Raw genomic sequence first — 17,495 nt, forward strand, 5'->3', positions numbered from 1 at the left:
ACGCACACGAGGAAAGAGAGACATGAGCGACCTTCAGAAGCACGTGCAGACCGTGCTGGACGAGCTGACCGAGTCGGGTGCCGAGACCGGCCTGCAGGCGGCCGTCTACGTGGACGGCGAGCTCGTCGTCGACGCCGTCTCCGGTGTCGCCGACCCGGAGACCGGCCGCGCGGTCACCTCCGACACCCCGTTCTGGAGCGCCTCCACCGGCAAGGGCGTCACGGCCACCGTCGTGCACACCCTGGTCGAGAAGGGCCTCTTCGACTACGACACCCGCATCGTCGAGCTGTGGCCCGAGTTCGGCGTGCACGGCAAGGAGAACGCGACGGTCGGGCACGCCCTGACCCACTCCGCGGGCGTCCCCGGTCTGCCGGGCGACATCACCCCGGACGACCTGACCGACTGGGACAAGATGACGTCCATCGTCGCGTCCGCCGAGCCCTGGTGGGAGCCCGGCACCCAGACCGGCTACCACGCGGTCACCTTCGGCTACCTGCTCGGCGAGATCGTCCGCCGGGCGACCGGCAAGCCGATCTCGCAGGTGCTGCTCGAGGAGGTCTCGACCCCGCTCGGCATCTCCAAGGAGCTCTACCTCGGCGTCCCGCAGGCCGAGCAGGGCCTGCTGGCCCGCCTGGAGGACGCCCCGATCGACCCCGCCGCCTTCGGTGACATGCCGGAGGACTTCCCGCTGCTCAAGGCGGCACCGCCGGCCATCATGCCCAGCGCCTCCTACGGCAACCGCGCCGACATCCTCGCCTCCGACATCCCGGCCGGCGGCACGATGACCGCCCGCGGCGTCGCCAAGATGTACGCGGCCCTGCTGGGCGAGGTGGACGGGGTCCGCCTCGTCTCGCAGGAGCGTCTGGAGCAGATCAGCGCGGTGGCCGTCGCCGATCTCGACCAGGTCGTGTTCGCACCCTCCCCGAAGGGCCTCGGCTACTTCCTCGGCCGTCCGGGCGGCGACCCGCAGGAGTCCCTGAACGTCTTCGGCGCCCAGGGCATGGGCGGCAGCGGCGCCTACGCCGACACCCGCACCAAGGTCGCCTTCGCCCTCACCAAGAACCGTTTCAACCCGACCGAGGCGAGCGCCTTCGAGCGCGTCAGCGAGATCGTCACCCAGGCCGTCGCCGGGGTCTGAACGGACCGCCGGCAGAAAGGTATCCGTCATGACGAACGCAGCCCAGGCCGTCGCCGGGGCGAAGGCGGGACGACGCGAGTGGATCGGCCTCGGCGTCCTGGCCCTGCCGACCCTGCTGATCGCACTCGACATCGGCGTCCTGTTCCTCGCGCTGCCCCAGCTCAGCGATGACCTGGGCACCAGCGGCACCGAGCAGCTGTGGATCACCGACATCTACGGGTTCATGCTCGCCGGGTTCCTCATCACCATGGGAAACCTGGGCGACCGGATCGGGCGGCGCAAGCTGCTGCTGATCGGTGCCGCCGCGTTCGGCGCGGCTTCCCTGCTCGCCGCCTACGCGAGCAGCCCCGGCATGCTGATCGCGGCCCGCGCCCTGCTGGGCATCGCCGGTGCCACGCTCAACCCCTCCACCCTCGCGCTGATCAGCAACATGTTCCGCGACGACCGGGAGCGCGGCATCGCGATCTCGCTCTGGGCGACCTGCCAGTTCGGCGGGTCGGCCGTCGGTCCGCTGGTCGGCGGACTGATGCTGGACCACTTCTGGTGGGGCTCGGTCTTCCTCCTCGGCGTCCCCGTGATGGTGGTGCTGCTGGTGGCCGGACCGCTGCTGCTCCCCGAGTACCGCACGGGCCGGGCGAGCGGCCCGCTCGACCTGATCAGCGTGGGGCTGTCGCTGCTCGCGATCCTCCCGGTGATCTACGGCGTCAAGGAGCTCGCCGCGGGCGGCGCCCACAGCTCGACCCCGCTGGCGCTGCTGTCGCTGGCCGTCGGGCTCGGCGCGGGCGCGGTGTTCCTGCGCCGCCAGCGCACCCTCGCCTCCCCGCTCGTGGACCTGAGGCTGTTCGGCAGACCGGCCTTCTCCTTCTCGCTCGCGGGCATGGCCGTGGCCTCCGGCGCCTTCGCCGGCACCTCGTTCCTCACCAGTCAGTACATCGTGACCGTGGCGGAGCTGAGCCCGACCGCGGCAGGGCTCTGGCAGGCCCCGACGGGCGGCGGCATCGCCGCGGGCGTGCTGCTCGCCCCGCTGTTCCTGCGCTGGGTGAAGCCGCTGACCGCGATGGTGGGCGGACTGTGCGTCTCCTTCCTCGCGCTGCTCGGCCTCACCCAGGTCGGCGACGACGGCTCGGTCCTCGGGGTCGTCGTCTGCATCGCGCTCGTCGCCTTCGGCGTCGGCCCGCTGTTCGCGCTCGGCACCGGGCTCGTGGTGGGTGCCGTGCCGGTGGAGAAGGCGGGCTCCGCGGCCTCGCTGTCCGAGAGCAGCAACGTGCTGGGATCGACGCTCGGTCTCGCCTTCCTCGGCACCCTGGGCGCCGCGTTCTACCGGGACGAGATGGCCGGACAGGTCCCCGCCTCGCTGCCCGCGCCGCTGGCCGAGGCCGCCCAGGAGACCGTGGCCGGTGGCACCGCCGCCGCCCGCGAGCTGTCCGGCGGCACCGCCCAGGACCTGGTGACGGCGTCCCACGACGCCTTCACCAGCTCGCTGCACACGGTCAGCTGGGTCGCGTCCGCCGCGGTGGCCGCCGTGGCGGTCGCCGTCGCCTTCAAGCTGCGGGAGAAGGACCCGGCGGAACGGCCCGGCACGCCGGAGCCGGCGAGGACGGAGGCGACGGCCGCGGCCCCCGCGGCGGAACGCACCGAGGTCTGAGACCGGGGCCCGAGGGGCGCGGCGCCGAGCGCGCCGCGCCCCTCGGGCATGCCCTCCGAGCCTCCGTCGACTCCCTTCTCACGTGCGGTTTCAAACAAGCACGCAAGGAGATGCGCGGTCTGTCCCCAGCCGCGACGATTCCGACGACCGGTCCGGTGCGCCCGTCACGACCGGGGTGCCCCTGCCCCCGCGACGCCCGGCAGCGCCCGGCGCTGCCCACCCCGTCACCGCCGCCCGATTCCTAGGAGGCATCACCATGACCGCAGCACCGAAGATCCTCGCCATCAACGGCTCCGAGCGGGACGGCAACACCGCGGACGTGCTCCGGCACGCCGCGGCGCACGCCCGTGCGCTCGGCGTCGAGTTCGAGGTCGTCGACCTGCGGAACGTCCGGATGGAGCGGTGCGGTCCGTGCGGCGACTGCAACGACCGCACGGTCGTCTGCGCCGTGGGCGACGACATCCCCTCCGTGGTGCGCAGGATGATCGAGGCCGACGGCATCGTCTTCGCCGCCCCGGTGCACGGCTTCGGCACGGCGAGCCTCATGCAGACCTTCATCGAGCGGGCCGGGGTCGGCTATCTGCGCTTCGACCGCCCGCTGAGCAACAAGGTCGCGGGGATCATCTCCGTCGCCCGCCGCTACAGCGCGGGCGAGGTGTGGGCCCAGCTGACCGTCAACGCCCTGCTCAACCGGATGATCCTGGTCGGCAGCGGCTTCCCCGCGACCGTGCACGCGCTGCACCGCGGCGACGCCGCCAAGGACGAGGAGGGGCTGCGCAACGTCGAGCGCCTGGTCGACCGCATGTCCGACATGATCGCGCTGCTGCGCGAGCACCGCGAGCTGACCGGCCGTGACGCGCTGGCCGGCGGCGACCGCAACGAGCGGGTCGGCCTGCCGCTGAACGAGCTGGTGAGCGCCGTATGAGCACCGCCGCCCCACTCGCCGCCGGCGACCCGGGCCTGCCCGCCTTCTGGGAGTCGTACGAGCCGCTGTCGCGCGCCTTCCACGACGGCACCCTGGGCGACGAGGAACTGGAGCGCTGGCGGAGCGAGCGGCTGACCGCCGTCCTGCGGCACGTCACCGAGCGCTCGCCGTTCTACCGCCGCCACCTCGCCGGCGTGGACGTCACCCGGGTCACCCCGGCCACCCTCGCCGCGCTCCCCTTCACCACCAAGGACGACCTGCGCCGCGAGATGTACGACGTGCTCTCCGGCAGTCCGGCCGACGCGGCCGTCTTCTACGAGACGACCGGCACCACCGGGCCGTCCACGCCCTGCCCGCGCGGCGCCCGGGACATCGCGACCAGCAACGCGGCCGTGGAGGAGTCGTGGCGGCGCGTGCTGCGCGCGCACTTCGGCGACCGGATGCCCGTCGTCGGTCTGATGGGCCCCTCGGAGCTGTACGCCTTCGGCGACGTGTTCACCTCGGTGACCGCCGCGCTGGGCGCCTGCCACGTCAAGATCTGGCCGGAGTCGCCGCGCGTCGGCTTCCAGAAGGCGCTGCGCCTGATCGAGGACCTCGGCGTCGAGGTGATCGTCTGCGCCCCCGCGCTCTGTCTGAGCCTCGCCAAGGCCGCCCTGCACTACGGCTACGACCTGGCACGGCTGCCGGTGAAGCTGTTCCTCGTGCTCGGCGAGATCTGCACCCCCGAGTTCGCCGCCAACGTCGCCACGGTGTGGCCGCACGCCCAGGTCCGGCCGACGCTGTACGGCTCCCAGGAGTCGCTGTGCATCGCGACCGGCGCCGACACCGGGCAGCTCCACCTGTCGCAGCCCAACTACCTCTTCGAGCTGGTCGACCCGGACACCGGGGAGTTCCTCGGCACCCGGGGCGAGGGCGAGCTGGTCCTGACCATGCTGGTCGACGGCATCAAGCCGCTGATCCGTTACCGCACCGGCGACCTGGTCCGGATCGGCGGGGCGCCGCCCGGCGCCCCGCTGCCCGGCGACGTCGTCGAGGTGGTCGGCCGGGCCGCCGACCGCATCCGGCTCGGCAACGCCGTGCTCCAGCCCGCCGAGCTGGAGACCGCGGTCCTGGACACGGTCTCCGGCTGCCTCGGCTACCAGGTCGTCATCGACCACGACGAGGCGGGCGGCGACCGCGTCACCGTACGGCTCGACCTGCTGCCGGGCCACCCCGACCGGGACGGCACCACCGCCGGCGTCGCCGTCCGGCTGGGCGCGCTGACCGGCCTCGACGCGACGGTCGTCGTGGAGGACGAGCTGGACCCGGTGACCCACACCGGCTCCTTCGTCAGCTGGAAGGCGGCGCGCGTGCTGGACGACCGGGCCCCCCTGGACACGTCGGTGCTGGTGGCGCGTCAGGTCGCTCACCGGTACGCGATCACCACCTGAGCGGAGAGGATCCACCATGCCCGACCCCAGGCCGGAGCCCGCCGCGATCCGGGTGACCACCCGCCGCGAGGTCCTGCCGTCGTACCCGACGCTTCCGGTGCACCAGGCGCTCGCCCACCGCTTCGGCAAGGAGCAGGTGTACCTGCTCGAGTCGGCCGCGGGACCGGACCGCGACCGCAAGTACCAGTTCGTCGGCTTCGGCGAGCTGCTCTCGCTGTCCGTCACGGACAGCACCGTCAGCGTCGACGGCGAACCGTCCCTGCGCGAGGCGCTGTTGCGGCGGATCGCCCCGCTGCTCGACGCGACCGACGGCGAACTGCGGCTGCGCGCGCGCCGCGACCTGTGGCGGGTCCTGCGGGAGCTGCACGCGCTGTTCGACGCGGAGGGCTCGCCGAACCGGTTCCGCTTCGGTTTCCTCGGCTACTTCGGCTACGACACGGTCCGCTACATCGAGGACCTGCCGTACGTCATCGACGAGCGCCCCCCGCTGCCCGACGTCCACCTGGTGCTGCACCAGGGCTGTGTGGTGATCGACCTCGACAGCGGCGAGGGGGAACTCCTCCTGCACGAGTCCGACCACTGGCGGGCGTTCGACCCGGCCGAGGTGACGGCGCTGCTCGCCCGGGCCGAGGCGGAGCATCCGGTGCCCCCCGCGGGCCCCGTGCCGGCCTCGGCCGCCTCGGACGACACCGACCCCGACGCGTACCGCCGCGACGTCGAACGGGCCCTGAAGCACATCGCCGTCGGCGACATCTACCAGGTGCAGCTCGGCCACGAGCTGACCATCCGCAGCTCCGTCGACCCGATCGACGTCTACCAGCGGATGCGCACCCACAACGCCTCGCCGTACATGTACCTGGCGCACGTCCGGGGGCAGACCGTGCTCGGCGCGAGTCCGGAGCTGTTCGTCCGGGTCGAGGACCGCACGGTCACCATGCGCCCGATCGCCGGCACCGTCCCGCGCGACGGCGACGACGAGGCGGCGGGCGCCCGGCTGCTGGCCGACGAGAAGGAGATCGCCGAGCACATCATGCTGGTGGACCTGTGCCGCAACGACATCGGCCGGATCTGCCGCGCGGACACCCTGGAGGTGCCCGACGAGCTGATCGTCGAACGCTACTCGCACGTGCTGCACCTGGTCTCGACGGTGGTGGGCGAGGCCGAGCCGGACCGTGACACCTACGACATCATCGCCGCGCTGTTCCCCGCGGGCACGATGACCGGGACGCCGAAGATCCGGGCCATGGAGATCATCGAGCAGATCGAGCGCAGCCGCCGAGGTCTGTACGCGGGCGCGATCGGCGTGATCGACGTCGGCGGCTACACCAACCTCGCCCTGTGCATCCGCACCTTGTTCCACGAGGACGGCATGTACCGCACCCGGGCCTCCGCCGGCGTGGTCGCCGACTCCGTTCCGGAACGCGAATGGACCGAGACGCTAGCGAAGATGAGCGCCGCCTACTGGGCGGTGACCGGAAAGGGACTGCTGTGAGCGTGACCGCACTGAACAGCGGCGTCGGGCGGTCGGGCCCCGGGCCCCGGGTCCTCGTCGTGGACGCCTTCGACAGCTTCGTCGACATCCTGCGGCAGTACCTGATGTCCGCCGGGGCCGAACCGGTCATGGCGCGCTCCCACACCCTGAGCGAGCAGCAGGTGGCGGAGCTGCGGCCGGACGCGCTGCTGCTCGGTCCCGGCCCCGGCCACCCGGACGTCAGCGGGCACGTGGAGCTGGTGCGCGCCTTCGCGGGCCGGCTGCCCATCCTCGGCGTCTGTCTCGGCCACCAGGCGATCGGGCGGGCCTACGGGGCGACCGTGGTCCCGGCGGAGCACCTGATGCACGGCAAGACCAGCCGGGTCAGCCACGACGGCCGCGGCCTCTTCGAGGGCATGCCCGAGGGCTTCCAGGCCACCCGCTACCACTCGCTCGTGGTGGTCGAGGACAGTCTTCCGCCGGTCCTGGAAGTGAGCGCGACCTCCGTCGACGACGGCTACGTGATGGGGCTCCGGCACCGGACGCTGCCGGTGGAGTCGGTGCAGTTCCACCCGGAGTCCATCCGGACGGAGGGCGGCATGCGCATGATCCACAACTTTGTGCGCGCGACCGCGGCGTTCCCGTCCCGGCAGGACAGCGGCGTCGCCGCGTGAGGCGTTACCGGCTCACCGGCTTCGACGGCCCGGCCTCGCTGCGCGAGGAGAGGTGCGAGATCCCTCGGCCCGGCCCGCGCCAGGTGCTGGTCCGGATGCGGGCCTGGTCCCTCAACCACCGCGACCTGCTGATCGCGCACGGACGCTACAGCCGTGACATCGCGCCCGGCCTCGTACCGCTGTCGGACGGGGCGGGCGAGGTCGTCGAGACCGGCCCGGAGGTCACCGCCTGGCGGCCCGGGGACGCGGTCGCCGGGCTGTTCCTGCCCGACTGGCGCTCGGGACGCCCCCGGGTCGACCGGGCCCTCGGCGGGTCCGTCGACGGCGTCCTCGCCGAGTACGTGGTCTTCGACGAGGAGGCGGTCGTCGCCGCCCCCGCCCATCTCGGCTTCGCCGAGGCCGCCACCCTGCCGTGCGCCGCGCTCACCGCGTGGCAGGCGGTCGTCGAGGTCGGCGGGCTGCACCCCGGCCAGACGGTGCTCACCCTGGGCAGCGGCGGCGTGTCGGTGTTCGCGCTGCAGTTCGCCGCTGCGGGCGGCGCACGGGTGATCTCGACCTCCGGCAGCCCGGCCAAGCTGGAGCGGCTGCGCGAGCTGGGGGCGGCCGAAGTGATCGACCACGCCCGGGAACCCGAATGGGGCGCGCGCGCGGCCGTATCGGCCGGGGGCGGCGTCGACCACGTCGTCGAGGTCGGCGGGGCGGGCACCATGCGCCAGTCGATCACGGCGGCCCGGGTCGGCGGCCGGATCAGCGTCATCGGCGTGCTGGGCGGCGGGACCGGGATCAGTCCGGTCCCCCTGCTGCGCAAGGTGCTGTGCGTGCAGGGCGTCCAGGTCGGCAGCGCGGAGATGTTCCGGGCCATGAACCGGGCCCTGGAACAGCGGCGCATCCGGCCGGTGATCGACCGGGAGTTCCCGTTCTCGGAGGCCGGGGCCGCGTTCCGGCACCTCGAGGCCGCCGGCCACATCGGCAAGGTGGTGATCACCGCCGACTGACCCGGCCGCCCCGCGCCCTCCGCGCCCCCCGATGCCCCTGGTGAGCACACCAGGAGATGCGGCGGCGGGCCCGCGCCGAGGAGGATCCCAGGGGACCGTACCGGCGACGGAGGCGAAGTGGAGTACTGGAACCCCAAGGCAGAGACCATGCCGCGCCACGAACTCGAGGCGTGGCAGTGGCGCAGGCTACAGCGGGCGCTCCACCACGCCCGCGCCCGCTCGCCCTTCTGGCGCGAGCGGCTGCCCGGTGACATCACCTCGATGGAGGACTACGTCCGGCGCGTGCCGCTGCTGCACAAGGCGGACCTGCTCGCCGCCGAGCAGCAGGCGCCGCCGTACGGCACCTGGCCGTCGATCGACCCGGCGCGTGGCATCCGCCACCACCAGACCAGCGGCACCAGCGGCAATCCGCCGATCCGCACCATCGACACGGCGGGCGACTGGACCTGGTCGACGGACACCTTCTGCACGGCGCTGTACGCGATGGGCGTGCGCCCGCACCACAAGGGCATGGTGGCGTTCGGGTACGGCCTGTTCATGGGCTTCTGGGGGATGCACTACGGCCTGGAGCGGATGGGCTGCACGGTCGTCCCGGCCGGCGGCCTCGACTCGCGGACGCGGATCAAGCTCCTCGTGGACTACGGCATCGAGGTCGTCGGGCTCACCCCGAGCTATGCGATGCGCCTGATCGAGACCGCCCGGGAGATGGGCATCGACCTGGCGAAGGAGGCGAACGTCAAGATCATCCTGGCGGGCGCCGAGCCCCGGTCGAAGTTCACCACGCGCACCATCGAGGAGGCCTTCGGGGCGCGCGTCTTCAACGCCGCGGGCACCACCGAGTTCGGCGGCGTCTTCATGTTCGAGTGCCCGTCGCGCCGGGGCGCCTGCCACATCATCGAGCCCTCCACGATCGAGGAGGTGCTGCACCCCGAGACCGGGCTGCCGGTCGGCTACGGCGAGGAAGGGGTGCGGGTCACCACCGGGCTGTCCCGCGAGGGCATGCAGCTGTTCCGGCACTGGACCGAGGACGTGGTCGTCAAACGGCCCGCCGCCGCCTGCGGGTGCGGCAGGACCTGGGACTTCTACGACGGCGGGATCATCCGGCGGGTCGACGACATGCGCAAGATCCGCGGGGTGTCGGTCACCCCGGTGATGATCGAGGACGTGGTCCGCGGTTTCGACGAGGTCAGCGAGTTCTCGACGTCGATCAGCTCGGTGCGCGGTCTGGACACGGTCTTCGTCCGGGTGGAGCCGCGGCACGTGCCGGGCGGCGACGTGACCACGCTGGCCCGGCGCATCGCCGAGGAGTTCAAGCGGGAGATCGGGATACGGCCCGAGGTGGAACTGGCCCCCGAGGGCACTCTGCCCCGGCAGGAATGGAAGGCGGCGAGGCTCCGTGACGAACGCGCACTCGTTTCTCAGCCCTGAGCAGGAGGCCCGGCTGCTCGGCGCCTACACGGCCCTGAAGGAGCTGTCGGCCGACTGCCCGGTGCCCGCGGTGGGCGCCGCGGTGACCATGGCCCTGGCCGAGCTGCGCACGGCCCTCGACGGCCAGGGCGTGGAGTTCGACTACTTCTCCACGGTCTGAGGTCCGCACCCGCGACCCGTGCGAGGACCCGCGCCGAGAACCGTGCCGAGGTCCGTACCGGCACCGCCCGATCCCGGCGCGACACGGGCCGGTGCGCCACCCCCCGGGTGCCGCGCCGGCCCACGTCCGCGCGTGTTTCCCGTGTCCAAACCCGTTTCGGGAACACCGCATTTTCGAAGGTGCGGCGGGGTGGCGCCGACGCCAGCATGACTCGCGGCCCATCAGGTATCGAATTCCAAGGGAGCGCGAAACGTGGCATCTCGCAATGTCCGGACAGGCGCCGCCGAATCCCCCCAGAAGCGCAGAGTCCCCGTCCTCGACGGTCTGCGCGGACTGTGCGCGGTCGCAGTCCTCGTCTACCACGTCGCCTACACGGCGGGCGTGAGCAACCACTTCGCGGACCCGCGCGCCAACGTGTGGGGTTATCTCACCGAGGGCATGGGCGTCTTCCTGCCTCCCTTCTTCGTCCTGTCCGGCCTGATGCTCTACCGGCCCTTCGCCCGCCGTACCGTGACCGCCGAGGGCACCGCCCCGCGGGTCGCCCCCTTCTACTGGCGCCGCTTCGTGCGCATCGTCCCCGCCTTCTGGGCGCTGGTGCTCGCCTCGATCCTGCTCCTGGACTACGACAAGATCGACGGCGTCTGGTTCTTCCTCCGGCCGCTCCTGATGATCCACTTCTTCACCCGGGCCGAGTGGGTCACCGGTATCGAGCCGACCTGGACCGTTCCCACCGAGATGCTGTTCTACCTGGCGCTTCCGGTCATCGCCTGGGTCATCCACACGTTCGCCGTGCGCGGCACCACCCCGGCCCAGCGCGCCCGCCGGATGTTCGTCCCGCTCGTCGCCCTGGTCCTCATCGGCATGGCCTGGACCGCCTACTGCTTCCTGCCGTCCATGACGGCCGACGTCTGGTACCTGTCCTTCTGGCCCTTCGGCTACGTCGGCTACTTCGCCGGCGGCATGGCCCTGGCCGTGATGCTCTCCTACGCCGAGGTGGCACCGCGCCGGCCGGCTCTGTTCCGCTGGGCCGCCAAGTGGCCGATGGGCTTCTGGCTGGTCGCGCTGCTCGCCTACCTCGCCAACGTGCCGCACCCGTTCGGCGAGCCCGGCATGGGCGACTGGGGCGCGCTCACCCAGCAGATGGTGCTGCACACCCTGTTCTTCGTCTTCTCGATGTGCGTCGTGATCCCGCTGGTGGCGCCCGGCGCCCGCTCGAAGACCATGGACCTGGTCCTCGCGAACCGTCCGATGGCCTTCCTCGGCCGCATCTCGTACGGCATCTACCTGTGGCACGTGTTCTTCATCCACGTCGTGCTCCACAACGGCAGCATGTTCGGCAAGTCCGCCGTCAACTCGGGCATGCTGCGCGGCACCGTCGGCTTCGCCGAGATGGTGAGCCTGGTCCTGCTCGGCACCCTCGTCGCCGCACTGGCCAGCCACTACGTCATCGAGGAGCCGCTGAACAAGAAGCTGCGCGGCCTCTTCGACCGGCGCGCGAAGGGCCGCGAGGACGAGGTGTCCGCGTCCGGCCCGAAGGGCACCGGGGGCGACTCCCCGTCCTCGTCGGAGCAGGGCGTCCTGACCTCCGTCTGACCACCCGGCACGGCCCTGCCGCCGGTGCGACGGAGGGGCGGCCGGCTCCGGAAGGAGCCTGCCGCCCCTCCGTCTCGCACGGAACCGGTGCCCCGAGTCCGCCGCCTCCCGCGGACGTCCGGGAACCCGGGGCCTTCGTCGCACGACTTCTCCGGCGCAGGGGCACGGAAGCAGTGAGGGGCACGGGATGGGCGGACTGGACATACGCATGCGCGGGGTCTCCTGTCGTCACGGGCGCGCCGAAGCCGTGGCCGAGGTCGACCTGGAGATCGGCGCCGGCGAGCGGGTCGCGCTGACGGGCACCAACGGGTCCGGGAAGACGACGCTGCTGCGGGCGGTCCTCGGGCTGCACCGGCAGACCAGCGGCTCCATCGAGGTCGGCGGGCGCGGTGCGCGCTCGGCCGCCGAGTGGGCCCGGCGGCGCCGGTCGTGCGCCTGGATCCCGCAGAAGCCCGCGGCGGGCCGTTTCCCGCTGCGCGGCGACGAGCTGCTCGCGAGCAGCGGCGCGCCCGGCGAGGCGGTGCGGGCCGCGGAGCGGCTCGGGGTAGGGGAACTGGCCTCGCGCCCCGTGGGCACCCTGTCCGGCGGGCAGTTGCAGCGGATGTACCTGGCGCGGGCGATCGGCTGCGTCGCCGCCGGCGCCCGGGTGCTGCTCGCGGACGAGCCGACCGCCGCCCTCGACTTCGCGGGGCAGGAGGAGGCGGCCGGCGTGCTGGTCTCGCTGCCGGTCACCCTCCTGGTCGTCACCCACGACCGGGCCCTCGCGGACCGGTGCGACCGGGTCCTGGAGATGGCCGCCGGGCACCTGCGGGAGGTGCGGTGAGCGCGCTCGCGACGGCCGACCTCGGCGCCGTGCTCCAGCTCGTCCCGGTCCAGCGGGCCGGGATCGCGCTGCTCCTGGCGTCCGTCGGCCTCCCGGTGATCGGCGTCGTCATCGTCGGACTCGACATCATGCCGGTGCGGTTCGCGATGATGCACGTGGCGCTCCTCGGCATCGCGGTCGGGCTGCTGACCGGCATCGATCCGATGGTGTGCGCCCTGGTGGCGTGCGCGCTGTCGGGGGCGGGCGTCGCGCCGCTGGCCCGGACGCCGTCGGGGCTGTCGGGGGCGATGGGCCTGCTGATGAGCCTGGCGATCGCCGCCGCGCTGCTCGTCCTCGCCGTCTCCGGCGTCAACGCCTCGGGGGCCTTCGCCCTGCTGTGGGGGTCGATCCTGTCGGTCGGCACGGCGGACCTCGTGGTCCTCGGCGCGCTCGCCGTCGTCGTGCCCGCGCTGTTCTGGTGGCGGCGCCGCGAGGTGGCGCTGCTGCTGTACGACCGCGAGCTCGCCCAGTGCTCGGGCGTGCCGGTCCGGCTCCTCACCACGGTCCTTCTCGTCCTGGTCGCGGTCGCGGTCGCCGGCGCGATCAAGCTGACCGGGGCGCTCCTGGTCGACGCGCTGACCCTGTTGCCCGCGCTCGCGGCCCGCCGCCTGGGCCGCTCGCTGGGGTCGATCACGCTGTGGGCGGTCTGCATCGGCGTCGCGGTCAACGTCACGGGCTTCCTGCTGGCCCTGTGGCTGGACTGGCCTCCGGGCCCGGTCCTCGTCCTCACGGCGGGGGCCGTCGTCCTCGCCGCGCATCTCGTTCCCGAACGGAGAATCAGCCCATGGCGCGCATCCGCGTCCGTACCGCCCGTCTCGCTCCCCTCGTCGCACTGAGCGCGGCGCTGCCGCTGCTGGCCGGGTGCGGGGAGGACGCGCCGGCGTCCGGCACCGGCGCCCAGGGGGCGAAGGACAAGCCGGTGGTCGTCGCGACGACCACCTGGGAGGGCGCCTTCGCCAAGGCGGCCGGGGCCGAGGACGTCACGGTGATCGTGCCGCGGTCCGTGCACCACGCCCCGGACTACGACCCGAAGCCGTCCGATCTCGCGGCCGTCGCGCAGGCGGACTTCGTGCTGTACGCGCCGTTCGAACCGTACGCGGCGAAGATCAGGGAGGCGGCCGGCTCGAAGGCCAGGCTCGTCGAGGTGAACCTCGACAACGACCCGGCCAGGGCCAAGGCCGAGGTCGAGCGCCTCGGCGCCCTGTTCGGCACGGAGGACACCGCCTCGCGGTGGAAGACCGGTCTCGACCGCGAGGTCGCGAAGCTGAACGGCGAGCTGAAGGCCGCGTGGCCGGACGGGAGGAGCCCGGCCGTCGTCGCCCAGGTCTTCACGGCCTGGGCGGCCGGTCTCGCGGGCGCCACGCCGGTGGGCACGTACGGCCCCGAGCCGGTCACCCCCGCGCAGCTGCTCTCCCTCTCGGCGAAGAAGCCCGCCCTCGTCCTCGACAACGCGCACATGTCGACCGGGACCGTGCTGCCGGACTCGGGGGCGCGGCAGGTGCCGATCGTGAACTACCCGGGCGAGGACCTGGATCTGCTGGCGGTGTACCGCGACGCGGCGGCCGGGCTGAAGAAGGCGATGAGCGGCTCCTGACCGCGGGACGGAGCGAGGGGGAGGGGCGCGGCGGCCCTCCCCCTCGTCGTCACGCCCGGGCGGGAGCGGCCCTGCGGTCCTCCGCGATCCGGGTCCGCAGGGTGGCGCGGTCGGGCTTCCCGGCGGCGGTGAGCGGCAGCTGCGGCAGGACGAGGAGGTGCTCGGGGTGCTTGTACCGGTCGATCCCGCGCTCGGCGAGGTACGCCCCCAGCTCGGCGAGGGAGGGGGCCGCCGGCCCCTTGGCGACCAGGCAGGCGGCGAGCCGTTCGCCCATGAGCGGGTCGGGCACGCCCACGCAGACCGCGTCGCGGACCCGGGGGTGGGAGGCGAGCGTCCGCTCGACCTCGGCGGGGCTGATGTTGGCGCCGCCGCGGATCACCACGTCCTTGAGGCGGCCGGCGACGTGCAGGACGCCGTCCTCGTCGAGGAAGCCGAGGTCTCCGGTCCTGACCCAGCCCTCGGGCGTGCGGTAGCGGGCGTCGAGTTCCGGTGATCCCACGTAGCAGAGCGGGGTCATGGGGCCGCGGGAGACGATCTCGCCGATCCGCCCGTCGGGCAGCGGCTCGTGGGTGTCGGGGTCGGTGATGCGGATCTCGGCGACGCGGGGATCCGGGCGCCCCGCGACGACGCCGGAGCGGTCGGTGGGCGGCACGCCGTGCCGGAGCCCGGTGTGGCAGTTGACGCCGTCGGCCGATCCGTACAGGTTGACGACGGGGCAGCCGAAGGCGTCGGCCGCCGCCCGCGCGGTCGCCTCGTCGAGCGGGGCGCCGCCGAGGACGAGCGCGGTGGGGGCGGGCAGGGGGTCGTCCGTCTCCTCCAGGGCCTCCAGCATCATGCGGATCATGGTGGGCACGCCGAGGACGTGGGTGGGCCGGTGGTCCCGTACGGCGGCGAGGGCGGCCTCGGGGGTGAAGTGGTCGAGCAGGACCAGCGTGCCGCCGTGGCGGGCGAGGGCGACGGCCGTGCCGTTGGAGCCGAAGGCGGACGCCAGGGGGACGAGGAAGAGGCAGCGGGGCGGGGTGTCGTCGGGCATGAGGGAGGCGAGGAAGTTGCCGCGTCCCCCGGCGAGGGCGTTGTGGGAGTACGCCACCATCTTCGGCTCCGCCTCGGAGCCGGACGAGACGAGGATGCGGGCGGCTGCGTCGGGGTCGGGGCGGGCCGGTACAAAACCGGTGGGGTCGGTGCGCAGCAGCCGGGTGAGCGGAACCGTTCCTTCGGGGGCGTCCCGGCCGGCGGCGACGACGTGGCGCAGGGCGGGCAGTGCCGGGGCGAGGGCCTGGAGGCCGGCGGCATGGGACTGTCCCCGGTGTTCCACCGCGGCGATGACGGCGACGGCCTCCGCGCGGCGCAGCAGGGACGCGGCCTCGGCGGCGCCGCGCCCGACCGGGAAGGGGAGGGCGATCGCGCCCAGGGCGGCGAGGGCGAGCTCCGCCGTGACGGCGTTGCGGCCGTCGGGCAGCTGGACGCCCACGACGTCCCCGGCGCCGATGCCGAGCCCGCGCAGGCCCTCGGCCAGACATCGGACCTTGCGGTCGAGGGCCGTGTAGCAGAGCTCGCCCTTCGCGTCGATCACGGCGGTGCGGTGCAGGTCGGCGATCTGTCGGGCGCGGTAGAGGCTGTAGAGGTCGAGGTCGGGGCAGGTGCCGTCCATCGCCCAGGAGCGGCGGAGTCCGGCGGGGAGCAGGTCGGTCAGGGCGAGGGTCACGCGAGGCTCCAGGGGTCGGGAACGACGGGGGCACCGTGCGCGTCCCGGCCGATCGGGCCGGACAGGCGCGGGTCGTGGTGAAGGGCGGAGAGGTCCGTGGTGACGGCGGTGACGGTGAGGCCGCGGCCCCGCAGACGGTCCAGGGCGTCCTCGGTGCACAGGCCCGTGACGTCGTGTGCCGCCGCGGCGGGCGCGCTGGCGTCGGCGGGGGCGATCCAGCCGTCGGAGGTCCGCAGCGGTCGCCGGAATCCGGCGGGGCGGCGGTGACCGGTGCCGGTGGCGGCCCGTCGCAGGGCGGGCGCGAGGAGGGTGTCGGCCGCGCCGAGCAGGGAGGAGTCGACCCGCACGCCGTGGCCCGTGCGCTCGCGCAGGAGCAGGCCCGCGAGGACGGCCTCGGCGCCGTGCAGGCCGCCCAGGACGTCGAGGAGCGTCATGAGGGAGGGAACGGGCGGCTCGCCGGCCGGATGGACGGCCTCCCCCACGCCGGTGCGGGCCTGCACCATGAAGTCGGTGCCCATCGGCGCGTCGGCGATCCGGCCGGCCCAGCCGCCCGTGTACGCGTAGACGAGCGACGGGTTGACGCCGGTGAGGTGCTCGGCGTCGAGCTCCAGCTCCGCCGCTTTCCCCGGCGCCCAGTTGTGCAGGAACACGTCCGCGCCGGCGACGAGTTCGCGGAGCCTTCCGCGGTCCGCGGACGCCTTGATGTCGATCTCCACCGCCTCCTTGCCCCGGTTGAGGGCGAGCCAGCGGGCGGAGATCCCGTCGCAGGCCGGCGGCATGCCCCGGAGCGGGTCGCCGCCCGGGGGCTCGATCCGGATCACCCGGGCGCCGAGCAGGCCCAGCAGGTGGGCGGCGAGCGGCGCCTGGATCCGGCGGCCCGCCTCCAGGACGGTCAGTCCGGCCAGCGGCCGGGCCGCCGTACCGGCCGCGGCGCTCGCCGGGCGGCCCGGGCCGAGCGTGCGCAGGGACCACGGATCGGCGCCGTCGTCCTCGCCGGCGCGCTCGGCGAGCGTGCGCAGTCGGCACACCTCGGCTCCGGAGAGCGCGGCGGCCTGCCGGATCCCCGTCCACGCCTGACGCCGGGTCACCTCGTGCAGCGCTGCCGGGAAGGGCGCGCAGGCGGTGGCGTACCGGAACTGGAAGGGCCGCCAGCCCGTCCGCACCGCGTCGGCGGGGGCCTCCAGGGCGCGCCAGAACGCCGCCCAGGCCCCCGGATCGAGCGTCTCCAGCTCGAACAGGACTCCGTCGGCGGAGGTGAACGGCGGTCCGCCCGGGGCGGGTTCGACGGCTTCCGGCTCGTCGGCACCGGCTGCGGCGAGGTACTGGGAGACGGTGAGCAGCCCGGCCCGGTCGGCCGTCGTCCGCACCCGGACCGGAGGCAGGCCACGGGCCTGCCCGACGAGCCCCGCGAGCAGGCCCTGCACGGTGAGCACCCCGGTGGCGGTCGCCAGCCAGTCGACGGCGAGGCCGCGCGGGACCCCGTGGCGGCGGCCGTGGACGGCCATGACGCCGGTGACGGCCTGGGCGGTGGCCTCGTCCTCGATCCCGGAGCCGGCCGCCCCCCACGCGGTGCGGGCCGTGAGGGGCGCGAACCCCCCGCCGCCGAGCGTGATGTCCCGCGGGGCGCCCTCCCGCACCGTCGCCCCGAGCCGTCGCAGGTGGTCGGAGACGACCCGGGTCAGGGGCTCGGGACCGCCGGTCTCACACCGCAGCGCGTCGAGCGGACGGGCTGTGCCCGGCGGGCGGCCGACCGTGGTGCGCGCGGTCGCTGATGACGCCATGCCTCTCCTCTCCTGGCGCGTTGGCGGTGGCCGCCGCGCGGGGACTTCACGGTCGCGGGAACCGGCGGGCGGGTGCGCCCGACCACTTCCACGG

At 73.7% G+C, this 17,495-nt stretch carries 15 protein-coding genes; 13 read left to right on the top strand and 2 right to left on the bottom strand.

All coding sequences use genetic code 11. The features are described from left to right. The first annotated feature begins 22 nt into the window (after nt 1-22). The 13 genes from IE287_RS31130 (at nt 23) to IE287_RS31190 (ending at nt 13,915) form a co-directional block, all read left to right on the top strand. Nucleotides 23-1,138, top strand: coding sequence for a serine hydrolase domain-containing protein (locus IE287_RS31130; RefSeq protein ID WP_189852573.1), 1,116 nt, complete (start codon nt 23-25; stop codon nt 1,136-1,138). Nucleotides 1,139-1,166: 28 nt separating this feature from the next. Beyond that, the gene (locus IE287_RS31135) at nt 1,167-2,783 is read left to right on the top strand and encodes an MFS transporter (protein WP_189852574.1); all 1,617 of its coding nucleotides are present in this window, start codon (nt 1,167-1,169) and stop codon (nt 2,781-2,783) included. Between the two features lie 256 nt (nt 2,784-3,039). Next, a complete protein-coding gene (locus IE287_RS31140; RefSeq protein ID WP_189852575.1) occupies nt 3,040-3,708 on the top strand; it encodes a flavodoxin family protein in 669 nt (222 codons plus the stop codon). Further along, the gene (locus IE287_RS31145; protein WP_189852576.1) at nt 3,705-5,138 is read left to right on the top strand and encodes a phenylacetate--CoA ligase family protein; all 1,434 of its coding nucleotides are present in this window, start codon (nt 3,705-3,707) and stop codon (nt 5,136-5,138) included. Before IE287_RS31140 ends, IE287_RS31145 begins: the two co-directional genes overlap by 4 nt. Before the next feature lie 16 nt (nt 5,139-5,154). After that, complete coding sequence (locus tag IE287_RS31150; RefSeq protein ID WP_189852577.1) at nt 5,155-6,630, top strand: anthranilate synthase component I family protein; 1,476 nt, start codon at nt 5,155-5,157, stop codon at nt 6,628-6,630. After that, nucleotides 6,627-7,283 carry an anthranilate synthase component II gene (locus tag IE287_RS31155; protein WP_229883844.1) on the top strand — a complete coding sequence of 219 codons (657 nt, stop codon included), beginning with the start codon at nt 6,627-6,629 and terminating at the stop codon, nt 7,281-7,283. Before IE287_RS31150 ends, IE287_RS31155 begins: the two co-directional genes overlap by 4 nt. Further along, nucleotides 7,280-8,278, top strand: a complete 999-nt coding sequence (locus tag IE287_RS31160; protein ID WP_189852579.1) for a zinc-dependent alcohol dehydrogenase family protein — start codon at nt 7,280-7,282, stop codon at nt 8,276-8,278. Before IE287_RS31155 ends, IE287_RS31160 begins: the two co-directional genes overlap by 4 nt. Nucleotides 8,279-8,395: 117 nt before the next feature. After that, complete coding sequence (locus IE287_RS31165; RefSeq protein WP_189852580.1) at nt 8,396-9,706, top strand: phenylacetate--CoA ligase family protein; 1,311 nt, start codon at nt 8,396-8,398, stop codon at nt 9,704-9,706. After that, the gene (locus IE287_RS31170) at nt 9,675-9,866 is read left to right on the top strand and encodes a DUF6052 family protein (protein ID WP_189852581.1); all 192 of its coding nucleotides are present in this window, start codon (nt 9,675-9,677) and stop codon (nt 9,864-9,866) included. Before IE287_RS31165 ends, IE287_RS31170 begins: the two co-directional genes overlap by 32 nt. A 252-nt stretch (nt 9,867-10,118) precedes the next feature. Next, the gene (locus IE287_RS31175; RefSeq protein WP_189852582.1) at nt 10,119-11,459 is read left to right on the top strand and encodes an acyltransferase family protein; all 1,341 of its coding nucleotides are present in this window, start codon (nt 10,119-10,121) and stop codon (nt 11,457-11,459) included. Between the two features lie 187 nt (nt 11,460-11,646). Continuing rightward, nucleotides 11,647-12,282, top strand: a complete 636-nt coding sequence (locus IE287_RS31180; protein WP_189852583.1) for a metal ABC transporter ATP-binding protein — start codon at nt 11,647-11,649, stop codon at nt 12,280-12,282. Further along, complete coding sequence (locus tag IE287_RS31185; protein WP_189852584.1) at nt 12,279-13,157, top strand: metal ABC transporter permease; 879 nt, start codon at nt 12,279-12,281, stop codon at nt 13,155-13,157. Before IE287_RS31180 ends, IE287_RS31185 begins: the two co-directional genes overlap by 4 nt. Further along, complete coding sequence (locus IE287_RS31190) at nt 13,106-13,915, top strand: metal ABC transporter solute-binding protein, Zn/Mn family (RefSeq protein ID WP_189852585.1); 810 nt, start codon at nt 13,106-13,108, stop codon at nt 13,913-13,915. The genes IE287_RS31185 and IE287_RS31190 overlap by 52 nt, the downstream gene beginning before the upstream one ends. Before the next feature lie 49 nt (nt 13,916-13,964). Here IE287_RS31190 and IE287_RS31195 read toward each other — a convergent pair whose 3' ends face one another. Next, the gene (locus IE287_RS31195; protein WP_189852586.1) at nt 13,965-15,620 is read right to left on the bottom strand and encodes a class I adenylate-forming enzyme family protein; all 1,656 of its coding nucleotides are present in this window, start codon (nt 15,618-15,620) and stop codon (nt 13,965-13,967) included. Beyond that, nucleotides 15,617-17,401 carry a CoA transferase gene (locus tag IE287_RS31200; protein WP_189852587.1) on the bottom strand — a complete coding sequence of 595 codons (1,785 nt, stop codon included), beginning with the start codon at nt 17,399-17,401 and terminating at the stop codon, nt 15,617-15,619. The genes IE287_RS31195 and IE287_RS31200 overlap by 4 nt, the downstream gene beginning before the upstream one ends. Nucleotides 17,402-17,495 lie beyond the last annotated feature (94 nt).

The organism is Streptomyces omiyaensis (assembly GCF_014650895.1).
Classification (GTDB): Bacteria; Actinomycetota; Actinomycetes; order Streptomycetales; family Streptomycetaceae; genus Streptomyces; species Streptomyces omiyaensis.